Origin of the sequence: Listeria farberi (assembly GCF_014229245.1) — a bacterium.
In the GTDB taxonomy this organism is placed as follows: domain Bacteria; phylum Bacillota; class Bacilli; order Lactobacillales; family Listeriaceae; genus Listeria; species Listeria farberi.
The window spans coordinates 15,795-37,596 of the sequence record NZ_JAARZJ010000001.1 but is presented as its reverse complement, the minus strand read 5'-3'; the positions used below and the strand labels follow the sequence as shown (position 1 = coordinate 37,596).

The 21,802-nt window shown below is 37.2% G+C and carries 21 protein-coding genes and 1 pseudogene; 10 read left to right on the top strand and 12 right to left on the bottom strand.

Going from position 1 to position 21,802, the window contains the following annotated elements; all coding sequences use genetic code 11:
• Positions 1 to 10: 10 nt before the first annotated feature.
• The 4 genes and pseudogenes from HCB45_RS00195 to HCB45_RS00180 all read right to left on the bottom strand — a co-directional run bounded on the left by HCB45_RS00195 (position 11) and on the right by HCB45_RS00180 (position 4,397).
• Positions 11 to 286, bottom strand: coding sequence for a PTS sugar transporter subunit IIB (locus HCB45_RS00195; RefSeq protein WP_003722354.1), 276 nt, complete (start codon positions 284 to 286; stop codon positions 11 to 13).
• A gap of 5 nt (positions 287 to 291) precedes the next feature.
• A complete protein-coding gene (locus HCB45_RS00190) occupies positions 292 to 759 on the bottom strand; it encodes a PTS sugar transporter subunit IIA (protein WP_185319271.1) in 468 nt (155 codons plus the stop codon).
• 7 nt (positions 760 to 766) lie between these two features.
• Positions 767 to 2,773: a BglG family transcription antiterminator gene (locus HCB45_RS00185; protein ID WP_185618229.1), complete on the bottom strand. Its 2,007-nt coding sequence runs from the start codon at positions 2,771 to 2,773 to the stop codon at positions 767 to 769.
• Between the two features lie 179 nt (positions 2,774 to 2,952).
• A pseudogene (locus HCB45_RS00180) lies at positions 2,953 to 4,397 on the bottom strand (aminotransferase-like domain-containing protein).
• A 122-nt stretch (positions 4,398 to 4,519) separates the two neighbouring features.
• Here HCB45_RS00180 and pdxS point away from each other — a divergent pair.
• Together pdxS and pdxT are read left to right on the top strand one after the other, a co-directional pair.
• A complete protein-coding gene (gene pdxS / locus HCB45_RS00175; protein ID WP_185618225.1) occupies positions 4,520 to 5,407 on the top strand; it encodes a pyridoxal 5'-phosphate synthase lyase subunit PdxS in 888 nt (295 codons plus the stop codon).
• Between the two features lies 1 nt (position 5,408).
• Positions 5,409 to 5,975 carry a pyridoxal 5'-phosphate synthase glutaminase subunit PdxT gene (gene pdxT / locus HCB45_RS00170; protein ID WP_185618223.1) on the top strand — a complete coding sequence of 189 codons (567 nt, stop codon included), beginning with the start codon at positions 5,409 to 5,411 and terminating at the stop codon, positions 5,973 to 5,975.
• Between the two features lie 38 nt (positions 5,976 to 6,013).
• Here pdxT and pta read toward each other — a convergent pair whose 3' ends face one another.
• A complete protein-coding gene (gene pta / locus HCB45_RS00165) occupies positions 6,014 to 6,991 on the bottom strand; it encodes a phosphate acetyltransferase (RefSeq protein ID WP_185618222.1) in 978 nt (325 codons plus the stop codon).
• Positions 6,992 to 7,311: 320 nt separating this feature from the next.
• Here pta and HCB45_RS00160 point away from each other — a divergent pair, with 320 nt between their 5' ends.
• From HCB45_RS00160 to HCB45_RS00150, 3 genes are read left to right on the top strand one after another with little or no spacing between them, the layout of a single operon-like run.
• Positions 7,312 to 7,539 carry a FeoA family protein gene (locus HCB45_RS00160; RefSeq protein ID WP_185319277.1) on the top strand — a complete coding sequence of 76 codons (228 nt, stop codon included), beginning with the start codon at positions 7,312 to 7,314 and terminating at the stop codon, positions 7,537 to 7,539.
• Positions 7,536 to 9,530, top strand: coding sequence for a ferrous iron transport protein B (feoB, locus tag HCB45_RS00155; protein ID WP_185618219.1), 1,995 nt, complete (start codon positions 7,536 to 7,538; stop codon positions 9,528 to 9,530). Before HCB45_RS00160 ends, feoB begins: the two co-directional genes overlap by 4 nt.
• A gap of 6 nt (positions 9,531 to 9,536) precedes the next feature.
• Positions 9,537 to 9,719 (top strand): FeoB-associated Cys-rich membrane protein, encoded by a 183-nt coding sequence (locus HCB45_RS00150; protein WP_003769684.1) that lies wholly within the window; start codon positions 9,537 to 9,539, stop codon positions 9,717 to 9,719.
• A 27-nt stretch (positions 9,720 to 9,746) separates the two neighbouring features.
• Here HCB45_RS00150 and HCB45_RS00145 read toward each other — a convergent pair whose 3' ends face one another.
• The 3 genes from HCB45_RS00145 to HCB45_RS00135 form a co-directional block, all read right to left on the bottom strand.
• Positions 9,747 to 10,601, bottom strand: coding sequence for a metallophosphoesterase (locus tag HCB45_RS00145; protein ID WP_185319279.1), 855 nt, complete (start codon positions 10,599 to 10,601; stop codon positions 9,747 to 9,749).
• Positions 10,602 to 10,733: 132 nt separating this feature from the next.
• Entirely contained in the window at positions 10,734 to 11,690 is a 957-nt protein-coding gene (gene manA, locus HCB45_RS00140; RefSeq protein ID WP_185618217.1) for a mannose-6-phosphate isomerase, class I, read from the bottom strand.
• Positions 11,691 to 11,769: 79 nt separating this feature from the next.
• A complete protein-coding gene (locus HCB45_RS00135; RefSeq protein ID WP_185618215.1) occupies positions 11,770 to 12,501 on the bottom strand; it encodes an NADPH-dependent oxidoreductase in 732 nt (243 codons plus the stop codon).
• Between the two features lie 122 nt (positions 12,502 to 12,623).
• Here HCB45_RS00135 and HCB45_RS00130 point away from each other — a divergent pair, with 122 nt between their 5' ends.
• From HCB45_RS00130 to HCB45_RS00115, 4 genes are all read left to right on the top strand, one after another.
• On the top strand, positions 12,624 to 12,854 hold the full coding sequence (locus tag HCB45_RS00130) for a helix-turn-helix domain-containing protein (protein ID WP_185319282.1): 231 nt from the start codon (positions 12,624 to 12,626) through the stop codon (positions 12,852 to 12,854).
• Between the two features lie 82 nt (positions 12,855 to 12,936).
• Positions 12,937 to 13,692 (top strand): hydrogen peroxide-dependent heme synthase, encoded by a 756-nt coding sequence (gene hemQ / locus HCB45_RS00125; protein WP_185319283.1) that lies wholly within the window; start codon positions 12,937 to 12,939, stop codon positions 13,690 to 13,692.
• Positions 13,693 to 13,890: 198 nt separating this feature from the next.
• A complete protein-coding gene (locus HCB45_RS00120) occupies positions 13,891 to 14,658 on the top strand; it encodes an ABC transporter ATP-binding protein (protein WP_185319284.1) in 768 nt (255 codons plus the stop codon).
• On the top strand, positions 14,645 to 16,585 hold the full coding sequence (locus HCB45_RS00115) for an ABC transporter permease (protein ID WP_185319285.1): 1,941 nt from the start codon (positions 14,645 to 14,647) through the stop codon (positions 16,583 to 16,585). Before HCB45_RS00120 ends, HCB45_RS00115 begins: the two co-directional genes overlap by 14 nt.
• A 17-nt stretch (positions 16,586 to 16,602) precedes the next feature.
• On the opposite strand, the gene HCB45_RS00110 is transcribed toward HCB45_RS00115, so the two are convergent.
• Positions 16,603 to 17,436: a hypothetical protein gene (locus tag HCB45_RS00110; protein WP_185319286.1), complete on the bottom strand. Its 834-nt coding sequence runs from the start codon at positions 17,434 to 17,436 to the stop codon at positions 16,603 to 16,605.
• A gap of 61 nt (positions 17,437 to 17,497) precedes the next feature.
• On the opposite strand from HCB45_RS00110, the gene HCB45_RS00105 reads away from it, so the two are divergent.
• On the top strand, positions 17,498 to 17,959 hold the full coding sequence (locus HCB45_RS00105; protein WP_185607847.1) for a GNAT family N-acetyltransferase: 462 nt from the start codon (positions 17,498 to 17,500) through the stop codon (positions 17,957 to 17,959).
• 36 nt (positions 17,960 to 17,995) lie between these two features.
• Here HCB45_RS00105 and glmM read toward each other — a convergent pair whose 3' ends face one another.
• The 3 genes from glmM to dacA form a co-directional block, all read right to left on the bottom strand.
• Positions 17,996 to 19,348: a phosphoglucosamine mutase gene (gene glmM / locus HCB45_RS00100; protein WP_003763407.1), complete on the bottom strand. Its 1,353-nt coding sequence runs from the start codon at positions 19,346 to 19,348 to the stop codon at positions 17,996 to 17,998.
• A 254-nt stretch (positions 19,349 to 19,602) separates the two neighbouring features.
• Positions 19,603 to 20,961, bottom strand: coding sequence for a CdaR family protein (locus tag HCB45_RS00095; RefSeq protein ID WP_185319452.1), 1,359 nt, complete (start codon positions 20,959 to 20,961; stop codon positions 19,603 to 19,605).
• Entirely contained in the window at positions 20,961 to 21,782 is an 822-nt protein-coding gene (gene dacA, locus HCB45_RS00090) for a diadenylate cyclase (RefSeq protein WP_003722380.1), read from the bottom strand. Before dacA ends, HCB45_RS00095 begins: the two co-directional genes overlap by 1 nt.
• Between the last annotated feature and the right edge of the window lie 20 nt (positions 21,783 to 21,802).

Here is a 21,802-nt window from a genome sequence, read left to right as displayed (position 1 = left end):
TTTGTGTTATTTATTTTAAGGCGTTAAGTAATTTTTCTGTTTCTTCGTCCATGCCCATACCAGTTAAGAACGCAATACCATTTAATGTTGGAATATCAAATTCCTTGTTCGCTTTTGTAATTGCCACGTATACATCACTTGTCTTAATATGTTGTTCTAAAGACTTAATATCAACTGCTTCTACTGTTGCGCGAACACCTTTTTCTTTTAAAATGCGTTCTACTTTAGATGCCACTGTTTGACTTGTTGCTACACCTGATCCACATGCTACGATAACTTTTTTCACTCTAATCACTCTCCAAATTGTTTTTTTAGAAAATCACATAATGCGTTGCTATCATTTATTTCCTTTATTTGTTCCACAAAGTCTGCTTCCATAAATTTTTCCATGATGCTTGAAAGCAGTGGAACTTGATCTTTGGGATTTTTAATACCTAACATGAAAATAACTTCGACATCAATCCACTTCTCTGTTGTCCCCATTTGAATAAAAGGAATCGGTGTAGAAAGCTTGTTAACAAGTACAAAAGGTCGTTTGACATAAATCGTATCGGTATGAGGAATTGCGATTTTGATGCCATTCATCTCGAGTCCAGTAGGAAAAACTTCTTCTCGGCTTGTCACCGCTTCTCTAAAAGTCGCCTCTACATACTGCTCTTTCTCTAATATCTTGCTCGTGTATTCAAAAAGTTCTGCCTGACTCTCATAACTTGAATTTATCAGGGTTAACTCTTTTTGAAACAAATCATGGTAATCCACGTGATGCTCACCCCCTTTCAAGGATTTCAACGATTTTCTTTTTGTTCGTAGAAGCGAGAAGTTCCGCTAATCTCTCAGGCCGCAAGAAAATTTCGTTCAATTTTAGTAATAAGGGTATATGTTTATTTTGTTCGGATGGTGCTAGAGCAATCATGATTTTAATTGCTTCATTCGCAGGGGTTTTTGTGTCCGCTTTCATTATCATCAACTGAATATCTTGCTCAATTACCCCGTTCGCCGGTTTTGCGTGGGGCAAATAAATATTCGGGCCAATCATCATCTGCTTATAATTTTGATAGAATATCTCTTCACAAGTATGAATGTAACAAGTATCCACCGTTCCTCGTTCTAACATCGGTGCAAACGCCGCTGAAACTAGCTGCTCCCACCCAAGTGACGTTTCTAAAAAGTGAACCTGCTCTTCCGTAATTCGCATTTGTTCGGGCTCTTTTTTCTCCACCTGCTGCTCTTTTTTATTGAAAAAAGATTCTACTTTGGCTTGCACTAATCGAATATTTTCTTCAGGAATTTCATCTTTTAGCATAGCGAGCAATTCTTTGGTTTTTTTATGACTGTCCATTTCAATAGCTTTATCGACTTGTTCTCTGAGGATTTGCCTACTATCTTTACTTAAAATCGACGGGATAACAAAAATGGTCGCACTGCTTTGAACGGGTACGGTTGTAAAAACAAAATCAATATCACGTGCCACTGAATTTAATTGTCGCACCGCATAAGCCCCTTGAAAATCAATATTTGGAAACATCATTTTCAAGTTTTCTAAGAGTAGTTTGGAGATGGATGTACCACTTTTACAAAGGACAACTGCACGGAAAATCGGCTGTTCCGTTTCCTCAATTTGATACATCCACCCAAGAACTATCATAGAAAGATACACAATTTCCTCTTCTGACCACCTATGGCCCACCAATTTTTCAAAAGGTTTGGAGGCTTTTTCTACAATGTTGAAAGTGGAGGTATACTCTTTAATAAACTGTTTTTTAAGTGGGTTATTGATTTGAAATCCTAAAATCGTTCGGTAAATTGCTGGTCTGACATGTAAAATCACTTTTTCTTTAAATTCATTTTTCTTCATGATTTCTGTCGCAAAATACATTTCAAGTAAACCGATGAACTCATCAACTGCATAGGCGATTTCTTCACTGTCTGAGAAATGAAGCGCCGACTCCACTAAGTTCGAAGCAAGTACTTGTAGCGATAAGTAAAGCAAATCATTTTCACTTAAAAAGTCATAACCCCAAAACATTTCTTTCATTATCGGGAACTCACGGGTATTTTTGATGTCATACATTTCAATTTTAAATGTCCAGTTTTTATTTGTTACTTTTGCTCGCTTGATGATGCCGTGGAGAATATAGGGCAATTCTTCCATTTGCTCATCGGTAAAGGTAATTTGGAGCTTACTTTCGACTTTTTCCAGCCGTTTCTTTAGTAAAAAGACTTCGCTTACAGTAATCAGCTTCTTTTCATCAAGTACAAATTTTCCGTAGGGGGTCTGAACGACTTCACGAATGAGTTCTGCTAGTAAATTACGAATCAGAAATTCTGAACCAGAAACCGCATAGCCATCTTTTCTTGAATAATCGAGCTGAATTTCAAACTCATGCAGACTTTCTTTGATACTTTTCACATCTGTAAGCATGGTATTTTTACTTACATAAACATATTCTGCCAGTGCACCGAGTGACATATAATGATTATGTAGCAATAACTTAATCATGATGAGTTTGCGACGAATATTTACCTCATAAAACGAAAATAACTGTTGTTCTTCTGCTGTCAAAAGCCGGTAACAAGCTTCCCTACATACATCTGTAACAAAAATCATGTCATGGTCAATCAAAATTGGTTCTGACTTTAGTAGATGGTTTATTTGTGTAATCTGTGCGCTAATTGCTTCTTTGGATACTTTAAAATTCTTGGAAACATTTCTAAGATTCACTTGCCGATTCAAGAGCAGATAAGTAATTAATTCTTTACAATTCTGTTCCATCTACTTTTCCCTCCCTTATATTAATAGTAAATGATAACCCTTACATAAAAATGATGATTCATCACAACTTCTCTTTTGGCAGAAAGATTTATTGTGATGAATGATATTTTAGGGTTACTTTCTATTATAGATGAGAAGGTTTTCAAGGGGAATATGAAAAAGTGCGAATCAGCCTTCAATCAAGCTTCATCGCACTTTTTTCTATTAATATTTGCTTTATTATATTGGCTACTTGCCTTGAATCGTCTTTCTCAAGTCGGGCATAAGTTACGCGAATAACCGTCTCTTTTACCCCGAATAAAAATCCAGGCATCACTAGTAAATCATTCGCTAAAAAAATATCAAAATCACGAATGGAGCGAAATTCTACTGGTAATTTCACCCACAAATGAAATCCTCCTTTTGGACGGATGAATGCTAGTTCGTTTGGTAAAATTTCCTCTAGAGCCGCTATCAAATGATCTCTACGCACTGCTAAAACTTGATGTAATTGCTTTAAATGCTCTTTATATCCAGCTGTATTTAAGACGCTATTAGCTAATACTTGCGGGAAAATACTTAGTCCAAAATCCATCTCCTGCCTTGCGAGAGCTAGCCGTTCAATCACTGCTGTCGGGCCAATTAGCCACCCAATCCGTGTAGTTGACCCCATTATTTTAGAAAGCGAACCAATATATAAAACATTATCTGAATCTAGTTGTTTTAAAGGAACTGGAATTTCACTATCAAGTGCTGCCAGTTCTGAAAACGGATCATCCTCTACAATCGGAATTTGCAAATGAGCGCAAACTTTCACGAGTTCCTTGCGCCGTTTTAAACTCATTACAAGTCCCGTTGGATTTTGAAATGTCGGATTAACAAAAACCATTTTCACTCGATGCTTATGATATAAATCGCGTAATTCAGAAATAATCACACCATCATCGTCCATTGGCAAGGCAAAAATCCGCAAGCCCGCAGATTGAAATAGCGATAGCGAATAAAAGTAAGACGGCGACTCGATCGCCACGGCATCACCTGGTTTTAATAAACATTGTGTAATTAAAAAGAGTGCTTGCTGCGCTCCTGATGTAATAAAAATTTGTTCCGGGCGTGCATTTAGACCATAGGCATCGTGCATTTGCTTTTGAACAGTTTCACGTAGCGGTCTGTAGCCTGCTTCGTCTTCCAGTTGTTCTTCGGCAATAAAAGACTGCCACGAAAGGCTTGGTGTTTCCATTTTAGGAGTCATTTCAAGTGGAAGCTCCCCTGTCGAAGCATCAATCACTTGTTCCGAATCCGCGCGTTCCATCACACCTGTTTGCCTAATATAAGGAACAGCTGGCGTAAAGCCACCTTGCGTTAAATAGTGGCGCCAATTCGTTGACTGCCCCGCAAAAAGCCCCCACTTTTCCGCATTTACTATTGTTCCACTACCTTGCTTCCGGACGATAACAGCCCGGGCAGTAAGCTCATCAAGCGCCCGAACCACTGTCGAGCGATTCACACCAAAAAATTCCGCCAGCTGTCTTTCTGGAGGTAATTTTTCTTCTGGTAAAAGTTCGCCGTTCATAATTTTAGTTTCTATTAAATCAACAATTTGTAAATAAATCGGTAAATTAGAATTCCCAGTAAGTTTCCACATCTACTACACCCCTTTTTAATTGGATGGAGAAAACAACATCCAATTGGCTGTTTTTACGAAATGGCTTTTAGCTTATCATAATAATCAGGTATTTTCAATTAACTTTGATGGAGGTTATTAGTATGGAGAAAAAAGTTGGTACAGACCGTGTAAAACGTGGAATGGCGCAAATGCAAAAAGGCGGCGTCATTATGGATGTTGTAAATGCTGAACAAGCAAAAATTGCCGAAGAAGCTGGTGCAGTAGCAGTTATGGCACTTGAACGTGTTCCTTCTGACATTCGTGCAGCAGGTGGTGTCGCTCGTATGGCTGATCCTCGTATTGTGGAAGAAGTAATGAATGCTGTATCTATCCCTGTTATGGCAAAAGCTCGAATTGGTCATATTACAGAAGCACGTGTCCTCGAAGCAATGGGCGTCGACTATATTGACGAAAGCGAAGTATTAACCCCAGCTGACGATGAATTCCATTTACTTAAATCAGACTTCACAATTCCTTTCGTATGTGGTTGCCGTGATATAGGTGAAGCGCTGCGCCGTATTGGGGAAGGTGCTGCCATGCTCCGTACAAAAGGTGAACCCGGAACAGGAAATATCGTCGAAGCTGTCCGCCATATGCGCCAAGTAAACGGCCAAATTCGCCAAATTGCAGGAATGACAGATGATGAATTAATGGTTGCCGCTAAAAATTTCGGTGCTCCATATGAACTTGTAAAAGAAATTAAAACACTTGGCAAACTTCCGGTCGTTAATTTTGCCGCTGGTGGTGTTGCGACTCCCGCTGATGCAGCTTTAATGATGGAACTTGGAGCAGACGGCGTTTTCGTTGGTTCTGGTATTTTCAAATCTGATAACCCAGCAAGATTCGCCAGTGCGATTGTCCAAGCTACTACTTACTATACAGACTATGAATTAATCGGAAAACTTTCCAAAGAGCTAGGTTCCCCGATGAAAGGAATCGAAATGTCTCGCCTTAACCCAGAAGACAGAATGCAAGATCGGAGTTTTTAATATGAAAAAAATTGGTGTCCTTGCGCTTCAAGGTGCAGTTGATGAACATATCCAAATGATTGAATCAGCCGGTGCTTTTGCTTTTAAAGTAAAGCATTCAAATGATTTAGCTGGGCTTGACGGACTTGTTTTACCTGGTGGTGAAAGTACAACGATGCGGAAGATAATGAAACGTTATGATTTAATGGAACCAGTTAAAGCATTTGCCAAGGAAGGTAAAGCTATCTTTGGTACTTGTGCCGGACTTGTGCTTTTGTCAAAAGAAATTGAAGGCGGCGAAGAAAGCCTTGGATTGCTTGACGCTACCTCAGTTCGTAATGGTTTTGGACGTCAGAAAGAAAGCTTTGAAGCCGAATTAAATGTAGAAACATTTGGTGCAACTCCCTTCGAAGCCGTGTTTATCCGTGCTCCCTACTTAATTGAACCAAGTGATGAAGTAACTGTATTAGCAATAATTGACGGGAAAATCGTCGCTGCTAAACAAGCGAATATTCTCGTAACTGCTTTTCATCCTGAGCTTACAAACGACAATCGTTGGATGAATTACTTCCTCGAAAAAATGGTATAAAAAAAGCAGTAGACAACTTAGTCTACTGCTTTTGCATATTATTTATTCACTGCTTGCGCTGCCGTAATTAACGTTAAGTTATAAACATCATCTGTGTTACAACCACGAGATAAATCATTAACTGGCGCATTTAAGCCTTGTAAAATTGGTCCAACTGCTTCAAAGTTACCTAAACGTTGGGCAATTTTGTAGCCAATGTTTCCTGCTTCTAGACTTGGGAAGATAAATACATTTGCATCCCCTTTAATAACCGATCCTGGCGCTTTTTTCTCAGCAACCGTTGGAACAAATGCTGCATCAAATTGGAATTCACCATCAAGCGTTAATTCAGGTGCTTTTTCTTTTGCAAGAGCTGTTGCTTCAACCACTTTTTCCGTTTCATCGGATTTTGCAGAACCTTTTGTAGAGAAGCTTAACATAGCAACACGTGGGTCAATGCCAAAGATTTCTGCTGTTTCGGCACTAACAATCGCGTTTTCCGCTAAATCTGCTGCAACTGGTGCAATGTTGATAGCTACATCACTGAATAAATAACGTTCTTCACCGCGAACCATGATCATCGCGCCAGCAACTTTACTTACGCCTGGTTTTGTTTTAATAATTTGTAGGGCAGGGCGAACCGTGTCACCAGTAGAGTGAGCCGCACCACTTACAAGGCCTTCTGCTTTTCCAGTGTATACAAGCATTGTTCCAAAATAGTTTGGATCAACGAGCATTTTACGAGCTGCTTCTTCTGTAGCTTTCCCTTTACGACGTTCTACAAATGCAGCCACTAATTCATCAAAAAGTGGATCTGTCGCAGGTTCGTGAATAGCGATACCTTCAACAGAAGCACCAATTTCTTTTGCTTTTGCTTCAATTTCAGCTTTGTTTCCAAGTAAGATTGGTGTTACGATATTTTCTTTTTGCAGACGTGCAGCTGCTCCAACAATACGTTCATCTGTTCCTTCAGGTAATACAATGCGCACGTTTTTCCCAGTAACTTGTCCTTTAATTGTAGTAAATAAATTACTCATGTGTTAATTGCCTCCATTAATATTAAATATTATAGTTACCATTTTACTATAAAAAGAAACAACTTGATAGAAAAAAAGTGATTAAAAACAGCTCCAGCACTTATTTCCGTGTATCAATACAGAGGTAAAAAGGCGTAACATTCAGTTAAAAGAGCATTCTTCCCTTAGGAAACTTTTTTACTGTTATACCCTATTATTTTGCTACTTTGTTGTTAATTTTAACAAAACACTTCATATTAAGGTCTATTCGTGATAAAATGAACATAGTTGATAATGATTATCATGTTCAATACATAACATAGAAGGAGGCCTGCTAGCTTATGCAATTAAATGAAACTGTTGTTGGTGAAAAAGTTCGCATCTCAGAATTAAAAATTGAGAACGCCATGCTTAAACGTCGCTTACTTGCACTTGGTTGCGATGAAGGTTGTGATATTTGTATCAAACAAAAAGGTCTATTTGGTGGCCCTTGTACTTTTGAAACAAAAGGGCAATATATCAGTATTAGGCAATGTGATGCTTGTGCCATTATGGTGGAACGCAGATGAGTCAAAATACATATTGCTTACTCGGAAATCCGAATACTGGGAAAACTTCCTTGTTTAATGCATTAACAGGCTCTTATGAATATGTAGGAAACTGGAGCGGAGTCACTGTTGAAAAGAAAATTGGTACTTTACGTTCTAAAACAGGCAAATTAATTGATTTACCTGGTATTTATGACTTAAATCCCATTTCTCGTGATGAAACAGTTGTAACTAGATTTTTACTGGAAGAGAAATTCGACTGTATGTTAAATATTGTCGATTCCTCGCAAATTGAACGAAATTTAAATTTAACGATTCAATTACTTGAGTTCGGTGCACCTGTTGTGATGGGTCTTAACATGATTGATGTTGCCGCAGGTCGGGGCATCCACTTAAACATCCAAAACTTAGCAAAAAAACTGCGCATTCCGATTTTACCAGTAGTTGCTCGTTCTGGAAAAGGTACGGATGATATTTTAACTACTTTATCGGAAAAACATGTGGCGCCGGCAATTCCGCTTATTTTACCATATGGCGAACCTGCGGAGAAGGCTATTTTAGAAATCCAAGCTTTAACTAAAGATGTTATTCCTGCTAAGCAATCTCGATGGCTCGCAGTTCAATTCCTTTCTAAAAATGAAGTCACCGAAGAATTTTTAACAGACACCCCTTCGTTTGAGCGATTGAAAGATATCCGCGAAGAACTAGAAATTGCGCTTGCCGGCAAATTAGAAAATCATTTTCACCAAGTTCGCGTGAATTACATTCATGATATTTGTTTGACCTCAGTCGAATATACGCGCAATTCCGATATTCCACTATCCGACAAACTCGATAAGATTTTTACGCATAAGTTTTTCGGGATTCCGATTTTCCTTGGAATCATGTGGTTAATTTTCCAAATAACTTTTACTTGGGTTGGCGCTCCTCTGTCTGATTTGCTTGATGGTTTTATCGGTGGCTCGCTGACAGATTGGGTAACTTCCTTCTTAACAACCATTGGCGCATCTGGATTTATTATTGATTTGGTTGCAGATGGTATCATTGCTGGGGTTGGTGGCGTGCTCGTCTTTGTTCCCCAAATCTTGGTTATTTTCTTCTTCATTTCTGTCTTAGAAGATTCCGGATATATGGCTAGAATAGCGGTTGTTATGGACCGAATAATGGAAATTTTTGGCTTAAATGGGAAAGCATTTATTCCAATGATTATCGGTTTTGGATGTAATGTTCCTGGAATTATGGCAGCACGGTCGATTGAGGAATCCAAAGAACGAACATTAACCATTCTCGTATCACCATTTATGTCCTGTTCCGCGCGCCTTCCTGTTTATGCTCTTTTTGTTGGCGTATTTTTCGAAAAACATCAGGCGCTTGTCGTACTTTCTCTTTATGTTATCGGTATTTTAATGGCACTTATCGTTACTAAAATTCTTTCAAAAACATTACTTAAAAAAGATAATTCCGTATTCGTCGTTGAGCTACCACCATATCGTTTACCTTCACTTAAAACGTTATGGCGCAGTACATGGGAAAAAGGAAAAGGATTCTTACGTAAGGCAGGAACATTTATTTTTGCAGGTTCGGTTATCATTTGGTTACTGAACTATGCTGGCCCAGCCGGACTCGATGTACCAATGGGTGAAAGTTTCTTAGCAATCATCGGTGGAATGCTCGCACCACTGCTCGTTCCTTTAGGATTTGGTACTTGGCAAGCTGGCGCGACACTGATTCCTGGTTTTCTAGCAAAAGAAGTAGTCGTTTCTACAATGGCGATTATTTATGCAGTTGGAGAAAGTTCGCTTGGCAGCATCGTTAGCACCTTCTATACGCCCCTTTCGGCTTATTGCTTTATGTTGTTCATCTTGCTATACATCCCATGTTTAGCAACTGTTGCAGCGATTCGAAAAGAAACTAGTTCATGGAAATGGACCGCATTTTCTGTCGCCTATCCACTCGTTACAGCTTATGTATTAGTATTTCTTGTATATCAAATCGGCAGTCTATTCGTTTAAGAGAGGATGTTTTTCGTGAGTATTATCGTTAATTTATTACTTGGCGGAGCAATTTTTGGCTATACCATTTATGCGATTATCAAATTTGTCAAACGCAGCAAAGAAGGAAAATGCGGCGGTTGCGAACTTGAAAAAGCCTGTAATTGCGAGTCAGATGAGCATACGAATTTGGATCATATCTTTAAATAGAAAAAAGAGCCTATCTCAGGCTCTTTTTTATTTCGACGCTGGTTTAATTGTCACTGCAACAATTTCATATGGATTTCCTAATCTTGGAAATGCTTTTTGATGAAGACTTCCCGCACCAAGACCAGCAGAAATTATCATTGTCTTCCCATCTTTCGAATGCTCACCGTATACATACTCCGGCAAAAGTGTTCGCTGCGGTCCAGGAGCAATCGCGCCAATATTCGTATACGGGATACGCACAATCCCACCATGCGTGTGACCACTTAACGTTAAATCAAAACCACTTTCCACATAAAGCTCAAAATAATCCGGCATATGTGACAAAAGAATTTGATAATACAGCGAATCTTGCTGCGGTTTTATCTCCGCTATACCTTCTTTATAATAAGGATAGTCATAATCTAAATTCGCACTACTTCGCAAACCAGATATCTGAAATTTCTGCCCACCAACATCGATAGTAGCCGTTTTATCTTCTAAGTTAACTACACCCATTTTTTCTAAAAAAGGCTTGTAATCGTCCTCATAGGCATTTTTAACATCGTATTCGTGGTTTCCTGGCGAATAATAAACGGGCGCAATCTTCGTAAGCTGCTTTATAAGCTCTTTAGGAACACTATCCCCTTGTTTATCAAAAAGATCCCCTGTAATCGCAATCACATCTGGATTTAAACTTGCCACTTTATGTAACATTTTTTCATTCTTATCGCCAAATTCACTAAAATGTAAATCCGATAATTGCACTAGTTTAATCTCTTTTTCAATTTTAGTAGAGCTCACTTCATATTTTTTTACCGTTAGTCTAGTTCCGAGAAACCATCCCGCAACTAAAAGTATGACGATAATACTAATTGCTATAATCCACTTTATCTTTAAAGACATTTTTCACCTCTATGTTGTATTCTTTTTTTATTGTACCATAAAGTGAACAAACCTATTTACATAAAAAAGAGACAAAATGGTTTCCCGCTTTGTCTCCAGTCTTAGCTTTGATACTAACCAGAGCTTTTCTTGTTATTTTACAGGAGGTGTAGAAACAATCGCTGTGATTTTGCCACTAATTTCCCAAGATTTCACTTCATTTGGTAAAACGAAATGATCTCCTTTTTTAATAGCCTGTTCGTTACCATCAATTGTTAGTACCGCTTCTCCGTCTAAAATACTTACTAACGTGTAAGGCGCTTTGGCCACAAATTCAGCCTTGCCATCCACTTCCCATTTATAAACGCTAAAGAAGTCATTCGATACAAAAGTCGTTTCGGTTAAGCCATCTCGTGTTTCTGTTTTAATATCTAACTTCGCATCCACATGTGGCGCAGTCGTAACATCAATAGCTTTATCTAAATGAAGTTCGCGCAAGTTTCCTTCTGCGTCTTTACGGTCATAGTCATATACACGATAAGTCGTATCAGAGCTTTGTTGTGTTTCAAGGACTAAAGTGCCAGTACCTAACGCGTGAATTGTACCGCTTGGAACATAATAAAATTCACCTGGTTTAATCGCCACTTTACGAAGCAATTTATCCCATTCGCCATTTTTTGCCCAGCTAGCGAATTCTTCTTTGCTTGCGGCTTTATGTCCATAAATTAATTCCGCACCTGGAGCGCAGTCAATAATATACCAGCATTCCGTTTTTCCTAGTTCGCCATTTTCATGTACTTTAGCATATTCGTCATTGGGATGAACTTGTACAGAAAGATCCGTATTTGCATCCAATATTTTTGTAAGTAATGGAAAAACAGCTTCTTTCGGGTTACCAAAAAGTTCCGGTTTTTCTTGCCATAATTCGGCTAACGTTTTTCCTTTGTATTCCCCGTTTTTGATTACGGAAGGACCGTTCGGATGAGCAGAAATCGCCCAGTCTTCCCCTGTAGTATCAGACGGGATATCATAACCAAAATAATCATGTAATTTCGTTCCACCCCAAATTCGGTCTTGAAAAACAGGGTTTAAAAATAATGCTTCTGTCATTATAAAATTACCTCCATTCCAGCGATTTTGCTGGGTTTTGTCAATTAAAAGTATATACTAATAATGGCGAAGATGCTAGTTATTTTCCGTCTAAAAAGCCTCTTTCTTTTATTTGTTCTGTTAAATTCGGATAATACGGTTTATCATAAAATTTTGCTAAACGTTCGGTATAAGACACAAAACCTTCCCGCTCAGAAAAAGGAATGATTTCTTGGTCATAAGCTTCGAGTAAAGGCATCACATCCGTTTGGTAGGTTTCTTCAAAATAAACTGCTTCTTTCGGCAAGCGAGGTTTTACAGGAGCTTCTACATCCGGAACTCCGATACAAAGTCCGACAACTGGCATGACGAATTCTGGCAAATTTAGGAATTCAGCGGTTGCCGTAATATTTCGTCGCAAACCACCAATACAAATCGTTCCGTAATCAAGCGATTCAGCAGCTGTTAAAGCATTTTGCATACAAAGTCCGATATCTGTTGCCGCAACCATTAGTAAATCTTCCTCCCCAGCAATTTGGAAACTTTTACCGTGCATATCACTCGCTACTTTTACGCGGTGAAAGTCTGCAACGAAACAAAGAAAAACGGAACATTCTGCTATGTAAGGTTGATTGCCACAAAGTTCTGCCATTTTGTTTTTACGTTCTTGATCTTTAATCGCAATAATAGAATAGTGTTGACCGTTAATCCACGACGGAGCTGCTTGAGCTGCTCGGATAATCGCATCGAGCTTTTCTTCTGGAATCTCCACCCCTTTTTTATATTTTCGAAAAGAGCGATGATTTCTCAGCAAAGTTAATACGTCATTCATATTTATGCCTCCTAGAGTTATGGTTTAATTAAAGTATAGCTTGTTTTTAGGCAATTGTTAATGTTTTCTCTTGTATTTCTGCCAGATATTTTCTACACTTAAAGAAAAAGAGGTGAAAAGATGTGCGTCAACAACAAATAGATTTTAAATGGCTAGAAGAAAACTTCTTGACTACAAATGAAGCCGCGACTTACTTAGGCATATCTAAGCAAGCCCTCCTCTCCTTAGCAAAACGCGATGTACTCCCTTTTACAAAAAAAGGAAATATGGTTCTCTTTCATAAAATGGATATTGAACTTCGGTTAGAAAGTCAGCAAAGTTTACGAAAAAAGTACCGCCCTTTTGAAACGTAATTTCACAAACAGCGAAACGGACGAACCACATCCGATATGTTACACTTTAGTTAGTGATATTCTAAACAAGGAGTGATACATAATGAATGAAGCAGTAAAAACTTTAGATGGATGGTTTTGTCTACATGATTTTCGTTCAATTGACTGGGCAGCATGGCGTGAATTAAATCCAGCAAATCAAGAACTTATGTTAAATGAGCTAAGCCACTTTTTAAGTGATATGGAAATTACAAAAAATATCGGTGAAGGTGAACATACCATTTACAGCATTCTTGGTCAAAAAGCGGATTTAGTATTCTTTACTTTACGTGATTCCTTAGAGGCATTAAATGAAGTCGAAAACCGTTTTAATAAATTAGCCATTGCCGACTACTTATTACCAACCTATTCCTACATATCTGTTGTGGAATTAAGTAACTATCTTGCATCTCACATGGCGGGCGGCGAAGATCCTTATCAAAATAAAGGGGTTCGTGCGAGACTTTATCCAACTCTTCCACCTAAAAAACACATTTGCTTCTATCCTATGAGTAAAAAACGGGATGGTGCTGATAATTGGTATATGCTTCCAATGGAAGAACGCCAAAAACTTATCCGTGACCACGGTCTTATTGGTAGAAGTTATGCTGGGAAAGTACAACAAATTATTGGTGGTTCTATTGGATTTGATGATTACGAATGGGGCGTTACCTTATTTTCAGATGATGCACTAGAATTCAAACGCATCGTGACAGAAATGCGTTTTGATGAAGCAAGTGCCCGTTATGCAGAATTTGGCTCCTTCTTCATCGGAAACCTTCTACCATCCGAAAACCTCTCCAAATTATTTACCCTTTAATTAAAATAAGCTGGAATTCTCTTTAATAAATCTTTTTTCAAAAGTTTATTGAGACGGATTCCAGTTTTTTATTTCACAAAACTAACAATTTTGTAAGGATATCTCCCGTAATTGTCATTTGATACGATGGAACGCCTCTCTTTTAAACGATAGAATGATACATATAATAAATGAATCTAGTTTTAAGGAGAGAAAATAATGGAGACAGTTCTACAAGCAAAAAATGTAAGAAAAATTTATGGAAGCAAAGGAAATGTGTATACTGCACTTGAAAATATCAGTATTGATATTAAAGAGGGAGAATTCACTGGAATTATGGGTCCTTCTGGAGCTGGTAAGTCTACTTTACTTAATGTTTTATCTACTATTGATAAGCCAACTTCTGGTGAAATTATGATTTCCGGACAAGAACTTGAAAACATGAATGAACAACAAATGTCTACTTTCCGCCGTGATAAACTAGGTTTTATTTTCCAAGATTATAACTTATTAGATACACTTACCATCCGCGAAAATATTATCCTTCCACTTGCACTAGCGAAACGCCCCGTCAAAGAAATGGAGGAAAAATTAGCAAGTATAAGTGAAAAGTTTGGTATTACAGAAATTCTTGATAAATACCCAAGTGAAATCTCTGGTGGTCAAAAACAACGTACAGCTGCATCACGTGCGATTATTACTTCACCTAGTTTGATTTTTGCGGATGAGCCAACTGGGGCACTTGATTCCAAATCTGCAACCAACTTACTTGAAAGCTTACGTGACTTAAATGAACAAGATAAAGCTACCATTATGATGGTTACACACGATGCATTTGCAGCTAGCTTCTGCAAACGAATTTTATTTATTAAAGACGGAGAGTTATATACAGAAATCTATCGTGGAACGAAAACACGTAAGGAGTTCTTCCAAAAAATTCTAGACGTTCTTGCAAAATTGGGGGGCGACACAGATGACGTTATTTGATTTAGCGAAGAAAAATATTAGACATAATTTCGTACATTACTTTCTATATTTTGCATCAATGATTTTTAGCATTATGATTTATTTTACCTTCCTTGTTCTTTCAAAAGATCCGTCAGTCGTAGCTCGAATTGACCAATCTGCTAAGTTATCGACCGCGTTTTCTAGCTCCTCTGTCATTTTGCTTATTTTTGTAGCAATTTTCATTCTTTATTCCAACAACTTTTTCACAAGAAAACGGAAAAAAGAAATCGGACTTTATTCTTTGCTTGGACTTCGAAAAAAAGAAATTGGTCGGATGTTATTTTATGAAAATTTCATTATGGGTATCGGGGCTTTAGTAATTGGTATTTTAGCTGGTACACTTCTTTCAAAAATTTTTGTAACCATCTTACTTAACTTAATTAATTTGGATAGTATTGGCGGTTTTGCCTTTTCATGGGGAGCTGTTTTACAAACAAGTATTGTCTTTATTATCATTACTTTGTTTACATCTATTACAGGCTATCGAATTATCTATCGCACCACATTATTAGACTTATTCCATTCTGAATCAAAACGTGAAAAAAGTCCGAAACCTTCTTTTATTTTGGCGCTACTTTCTCTAGTTTTAATTGCGCTTGGGTACTTTATTGCTGGACAACCACTTGATGCCAAAAATTCGTTATGGGCGCAATTAGGTTTTTCTATCGGAGCACTGGTCATTTTAGCTTCCGTAATTATTGGTACTTCTTTGTTTATTACCTTCTTCTTACCATATTTACTTACAAAGCTAAGAAACAACAAACGGATTTTTTATAAGGGTAGTAATATCATTTCTACCTCTCAGTTGAACTTTAGGATTTCATCCAATGCAAAAACATTAATTATTATCTCTATTTTAAGTGCAACTACCTTGTCTGCTATTGGAACGATAAGCAGTATATACTATCAAGCAAATACATCCGCAAACACTTCTGCACCATCAAGTTTTGAGTATCTAGTTCCGAAAGACAAAGCGCTAAATAATAAAATCGTGGAAACAGCTGAAAGTGACTCTGATCACCCAGTAGAATACGAACAAAAGAGCACTTACTACACTGTCAAGGCAGAAGGAACTCGACCAGACTTTGTAGAATATGATATAAATGAAGGTTTTCCAGTTATATCTGAATCCGCGTATAATGCGCTCGTTAAAAAACAAGGAAATCCAGAAAACACAGCTAGTTTAAAAGAAAATGAAGCACAAATGGTACTTTCTGTCACTTATGATGAAAAAGCACAGAAAGAAATGCTTGGCGAAAAATATACGTTAGCTTCTCCAAACAAACCAACTGTTGAAATTAAATCAGTTGTTCAAAACTCACCAATTGCATCTGTTATGGGCTTACTCGTTCTTCCAGATGCACAAGTTGCCCAAATCGCTACTGATAAGAGCATCCCATCTCAAACAGTTGAATCTATCACTGTAAAAGATGCAAAACAAGCTCAAGATTTAGATAAAAAAATGCAATCGCTAGTTCCAAAAGATAGCAATCTCATTTCTTACGCAGCTACTTATCAACAAATCATCACAGTAACCGGTGTACTTCTATTTATCGGTATGTTTATCGGTTTTGTTTTCCTAGCAGCGACAGGAAGTATTATCTACTTTAAACAACTAACTGAAGCATATAATGACATCGGTACATTTGACATCTTGAAGAAAATCGGTCTTACTAAAAAAGACATCCGCAAAATTCTTGCTAAACAATTACTCGTTGTCTTCTTGATTCCATTAGTTATCGGAATTGCACACAGTAGTTTTGCACTTATCGGACTTTCACATATGCTGGCACTAGATTTAACACTACCAGTTGTGATTTCTACCGGTGTCTACACATTAATGTACATTGTGTATTACTTTGTCACTCTAAATAGCTATACGAACATTGTTTTCGGTAAAAAATAATAAAAAAAGTCCTCTAATTATTTAGAGGACTTTTTTGCGATATAAGCAAAGATACTAGATAGAAAAGCAGATGCTCCCATTAAAAATTGCATTCCAAAGACTTGCCTTTCATTACTACCGAATGTAATCGACAAGTTTTCTTTTGCAAAATTAATCCAGTTGGTTACAGATAAATAATTCGTAAGTAAAATGAAAGCCGCTCCCATAAGAATTCCAATTAATAAAAGCGAGACTTTACGCCATGCCAGTATAGTTACAAGCAAGAAAATCACAGCTATAAAACAAGCAAAGTAAGCATCAAGTGAAGTTGTAAATAAATAGCCTTCTTTAATACTATCCGAATGTAGTTGTTTAAAAATTGTTACTGCCGCAAAGATTGCCGTAACAGCACCAAAAATTGCGAAAAAGCCAGATGCGTAACGCCATTTATTTTTCCAAGACTGGTCTTCACTTACCTCTTTTAAAGCGAATTTCGGGCCAAATAATAACGTGATTAACACTAAAATACTACTGATAACCAGTAACGTTCCTGACCACTCAAATGGCTGCGAATATTCCAATTTCGCCAAAATTCTTAGTTGGTAATAATACACGGAAAAGACTTGAAATAAAACAAAGCAACTGATTAGCATAATGCTTACTAATCGAAATTTTTCGCTTTTAATGAAACTAAAACCAACAATAAATAATGCTAAACCAAAAATCAATAATACCCAATAATTCCAAACAAATGTAAAGCTATCTTTCTCTGCACTAAAATAACCAACCAAAGCACTTACAAAGCTGTATAGTTGTGTCACACCTAGCGCAATTAGCAAACTACCGCATATTCCTCTTAATTTTTCAGGCAATTTGCCCACTTCCCTTCCTATTTATGTTTCCTCATGTTAATCTAAAATCGAGGTGATAAAAATGAACTGGACCGTTTGGGATAAAACACAACCTGCTCCAATAGCATTGTTACTTGAAGCTGATCCAAGTGAAGAACAAATTGCGAAATATCTTGATAAATCACACGTTTTCCAATTAAATGATGCCATTAAAACAATCGGCGTCGTTTGTTTACTTCCATTAAATAATAAGCAACTTGAAATTATGAATATTACTGTTATATCTACACTTAGAAATCAAGGAATTGGTAAGAAACTACTTGAAAAAGCGTTTGATTTTGCTTTACAAAACAACTTTACTGAAATCATTGTTAAAACAGGCAATTCAAGTATTGACCAACTCGCTTTTTATCAAAAAAACGGCTTTCGGATGCAACAAATCGTTCCAAATTATTTTATAGATCATTATAAAGGGCAAACCATTGTCGAAAACGGTATTGCTTGCGTAGATCAAATCATTCTTTCGAAAGAAATAAAATCCTGATGAAGTTTATATCATCAGGATTTTTTGTTTGTAGTTTTAATCGTTAAGTGCCATTTCTGAACGAACAACCGCTGAAATACGTTCACAATATTCGTCTGTTGCTTCTTTTGTGGCAGCTTCCACCATTACTCTTACTAATGGTTCTGTACCAGATGGACGAACAAGAACACGACCATTACCAGCCATTTCAGCTTCTACTTCACTAATTACTTTACTTACTTTTGGATTATCTGTTACATGATTCTTATCACTTACACGGATATTTTCCAGTTTTTGTGGGAATGTTTTCATTTCTGAAGCAAGTTCAGATAATTTTTTCCCAGTTGCTTTCATAACGTTAATTAGTTGAATTCCAGAAAGCAGGCCATCACCAGTAGTATTATGATCTAGGAAAATAATATGACCAGATTGTTCTCCGCCAAGGTTATAGTTACCTTCTCGCATTGCTTCTACTACATAACGGTCACCAACAGCTGTTTGAACATCTTCAATTTCAAGTTCTCTTAAGCCTTTATAAAAACCTAAGTTACTCATTACTGTGGAAACAATCGTATTACTATTTAATAGACCTTGTTCGCGCAAGTATTTCGCGCAAATAAACATAATTTTATCTCCATCGACAATTTGGCCGATTTCATCAATTGCAATCACACGGTCGCCGTCGCCATCAAAAGCTAAACCTACATCTGCTTTTTTATCTAAAACAAATGCAGCTAACGCCTCCGGATGTGTAGATCCAACGCCATCATTAATATTTAAGCCATTTGGAGAAGCGCCCATTGAGCTAATGTCAGCATCTAAATCAGCAAATAAATGTGTTGCTAAGCCAGAAGTTGCTCCATTTGCACAGTCCAAAGCAATATGATAACCATTGAAGTCATTCTCGATTGTTTGTTTTAAGTATTGAATATATTTTTGTTTACCTTCAAAGTAATCGCTAACTGTTCCTAGACCTTCACCACTTGGACGAGGTAGTGTATCCTCTGCTGTATCAAGTAATTGTTCAATTTCTTCTTCTTGATCATCAGAAAGTTTAAAACCGTCCGAACCGAAAAACTTAATTCCATTATCATCTACTGGATTATGGCTTGCAGAAATCATGACGCTGGCAGAAGCTCCTTGCGCTTTAGTTAAATAAGCGACGCCAGGAGTTGATATAACACCTAAACGCATAACTTCAATTCCTACAGAAACAAGTCCTGCGATTAAAGCGGATTCAAGCATTTCTCCAGATATACGTGTATCACGAGCAACAAGCACACGCGGATGTTCACCCACGTGACGAGTTAAAACATACCCACCCATTCGACCTAATCTGAATGCAAGTTCTGGTGTTAATTCTGAGTTTGCAACCCCTCTAACTCCATCCGTACCAAAATATTTACCCATTTTATTACTCTCCTTCTAAGTCATTCATTATCTAAATGATTTTTGTTTGTCTTTTAAATTTTGCTCTTTTCAAATGTTGGTTCTATTTTTGTTAAGCCTTAACCATACATTTGTTATTATACCTTTTTTAAGAAAAAATTTCATCTCTCTATAATAAAACGTTGGCATTAGTCAGTTTTCAAACAATTCTATGTAGATAAAACCTTTGTAAAAAAGCAGGAGTATGGGACACGCTGATCCCACACTCCTTAAGTTTATGTGTTTTTGGAAGGTACTGTATTTTGTGCTTCTTTTTCTGTAATAATGAAATCAGCTTTTTTAGGATTAATAACATACGCTACGTTATCTGGTAAACCGTTTAATTCTAGCGGGATACTATAATTGCCAGCTTTACTCTTACTAAGGTTAGCAATAACACTTAAATCTTTTGCAGTTATATCTTCTAATACTTTTTTCTCTCCAGTGATAGTTACAGAAACTTTACCATTTGCTGGTGTTATCATTTGGGCATCAAAAGTATTTTTCAGACCACTCATATATACTTGCATACTAGAAAAAGACTTAGATGTTTTAGAATCATCTGCTTCAGAATCATCCGTTGTATCGTTATTATTTGTTTCTGTGTTTTGATTATTATCTGAGGTGGTCGACCCATTACTTGTTTCAGACTTTTTTATGGTTTTTATTTTAACCTCAATGGTCGTAGGTTGTACTGATTTTGCGCCTGTTGGAATTGGCACAGTAATTTCTTTGACAGTATCTGCTTTTATTTTAGTAACATCAATCGGAATTTCAATTTCCTTAATTTTATCAAGGACCGCATCATCACCTACCACCACTACTTCTGATTTATCTGGTGTCATGCTAGAAATCTCTATATCACTTTCTGGCGAGCCTTCTTGTTTAATTTTTACTGGTACTGATTTTCCGACTTTTTCCACTGGTACAGTTACTTCTACCTCTTGCGGACTAACCTCTACATCAAGCTTATTCAAGTTACTATCAAAAACGGATACCGTCGCTTTATCGGTAAATTCCGATTTATGCTTACCATTACTTTCAAGTGTCGCTTTAACGTAAGCAATTTGTTCGATTGTGTCTTTTGCACCTGTAATGGAAACTTTTTTAGGATCAATTATCGGCGTTCCCGCTTGATAACCATCTGCAATAACAGATTTACTTAACTCTACATCTACAGAGAATTTTTTTGTTACTTTTTCTTGAACATTTACGTTAACAGTTGCCGGATTAACTTTAACTTTAAGCCGGTCCGATACATCTTTTACTTGGAGTTTAATTTCTTGCGTTCCAATGGATGCATTTTTTAAATCTGCGTATACGGTGAAATCTTGTTGTGCTTTTGCAGATTGGACAATACTTCTAGGACCAGAAAGCGTTACTGTAACTGTTTCTGGAACACCTGAAATATAAAGGTTCGTTTTGTCGTAATATACTTTTACTGGAACATTCTCAATAACCTCCGTATCGCTGGATGATGTTGTTGAGAAAGTAGTGGCATTATTATTGTTTGCATTAACAGACGTAAAAAGGATGGCTGCGAGTAATAAGGCTATAATCCGAATCGACCATTTATTATTCAAAATTCGATCCATCATTCGCTTTTGCCTCCTTTCCATTTAGAAAAGATAGAAGGTTTCTTTGCAGTTACTGTGACTAGTTCTTTAAGAAGAATTTTATGTAACTCTTCTTCTGACACATCACGGAAAAGTTCTCCACCTTTAGTTAGGGAAATTCCGCCTGTCTCTTCAGAAACTACAATCGTAATACTATCTGTCACTTCACTAATTCCAAGTGCAGCCCGGTGACGCGTTCCAAGTTCTTTGGATAGGAACGGGCTATCTGAAAGTGGCAAGTAACTTGCTGCTGATGCAATTTCGTTTCCTTTGATAATAACTGCACCATCATGAAGTGGTGTGTTTGGAATAAAAATATTAATTAATAATTGAGAAGAAATTTTTGCATTAAGTGGAATTCCTGTTTCAATATAATCATCCATCCCAGTATCTCGTGCTACTGAAATTAGCGCACCAATACGACGTTTCGCCATATATTGAGTGGATTTTTCAATTGATTCAATCAAATGGTGTTGCTCTCGCTCGATTCTAGAACCGTATCGCGTAAAAATATTGCCTCGACCAAGTGTCTCTAAAGCACGGCGCAATTCCGGTTGGAAGATAATTATAATTGCAAGAAATCCCCAAGTAAGCATCTGATCCGTAATCCATTCTACTGTTTGGAGACCAAAAAATCCGCTTAATAGTTTAACTGCAATGATAATAAAAATACCTTTTAATAATTGTACTGCTTTCGTACCTCGGATTAACATGATCACTTTATAAATTACAAACCATACGACAAGAATATCTACAATATTTGCTAGATAATGCAATATCGACATATTGGAAAAATCCATCACTTCACCTCCGTGCCTCT

Excerpts from the sequence above, each read along its gene's own strand:
- dacA (WP_003722380.1), bottom strand. The coding sequence starts at position 21,782 with ATGGATTTTTCCAATATGTCGATATTGCATTATCTAGCAAATATTGTA.
- HCB45_RS00135 (WP_185618215.1), bottom strand. The coding sequence starts at position 12,501 with ATGAATGACGTATTAACTTTGCTGAGAAATCATCGCTCTTTTCGAAAA.
- hemQ (WP_185319283.1), top strand. The coding sequence starts at position 12,937 with ATGAATGAAGCAGTAAAAACTTTAGATGGATGGTTTTGTCTACATGAT.
- HCB45_RS00160 (WP_185319277.1), top strand. The coding sequence starts at position 7,312 with ATGCAATTAAATGAAACTGTTGTTGGTGAAAAAGTTCGCATCTCAGAA.
- HCB45_RS00095 (WP_185319452.1), bottom strand. The coding sequence starts at position 20,961 with ATGGATCGAATTTTGAATAATAAATGGTCGATTCGGATTATAGCCTTA.
- manA (WP_185618217.1), bottom strand. The coding sequence starts at position 11,690 with ATGACAGAAGCATTATTTTTAAACCCTGTTTTTCAAGACCGAATTTGG.
- HCB45_RS00185 (WP_185618229.1), bottom strand. The coding sequence starts at position 2,773 with ATGGAACAGAATTGTAAAGAATTAATTACTTATCTGCTCTTGAATCGG.
- HCB45_RS00115 (WP_185319285.1), top strand. The coding sequence starts at position 14,645 with ATGACGTTATTTGATTTAGCGAAGAAAAATATTAGACATAATTTCGTA.
- HCB45_RS00150 (WP_003769684.1), top strand. The coding sequence starts at position 9,537 with ATGTTTTTCGTGAGTATTATCGTTAATTTATTACTTGGCGGAGCAATT.
- pdxS (WP_185618225.1), top strand. The coding sequence starts at position 4,520 with ATGGAGAAAAAAGTTGGTACAGACCGTGTAAAACGTGGAATGGCGCAA.
- HCB45_RS00105 (WP_185607847.1), top strand. The coding sequence starts at position 17,498 with ATGAACTGGACCGTTTGGGATAAAACACAACCTGCTCCAATAGCATTG.
- pdxT (WP_185618223.1), top strand. The coding sequence starts at position 5,409 with ATGAAAAAAATTGGTGTCCTTGCGCTTCAAGGTGCAGTTGATGAACAT.
- HCB45_RS00145 (WP_185319279.1), bottom strand. The coding sequence starts at position 10,601 with ATGTCTTTAAAGATAAAGTGGATTATAGCAATTAGTATTATCGTCATA.
- pta (WP_185618222.1), bottom strand. The coding sequence starts at position 6,991 with ATGAGTAATTTATTTACTACAATTAAAGGACAAGTTACTGGGAAAAAC.
- glmM (WP_003763407.1), bottom strand. The coding sequence starts at position 19,348 with ATGGGTAAATATTTTGGTACGGATGGAGTTAGAGGGGTTGCAAACTCA.
- HCB45_RS00120 (WP_185319284.1), top strand. The coding sequence starts at position 13,891 with ATGGAGACAGTTCTACAAGCAAAAAATGTAAGAAAAATTTATGGAAGC.
- feoB (WP_185618219.1), top strand. The coding sequence starts at position 7,536 with ATGAGTCAAAATACATATTGCTTACTCGGAAATCCGAATACTGGGAAA.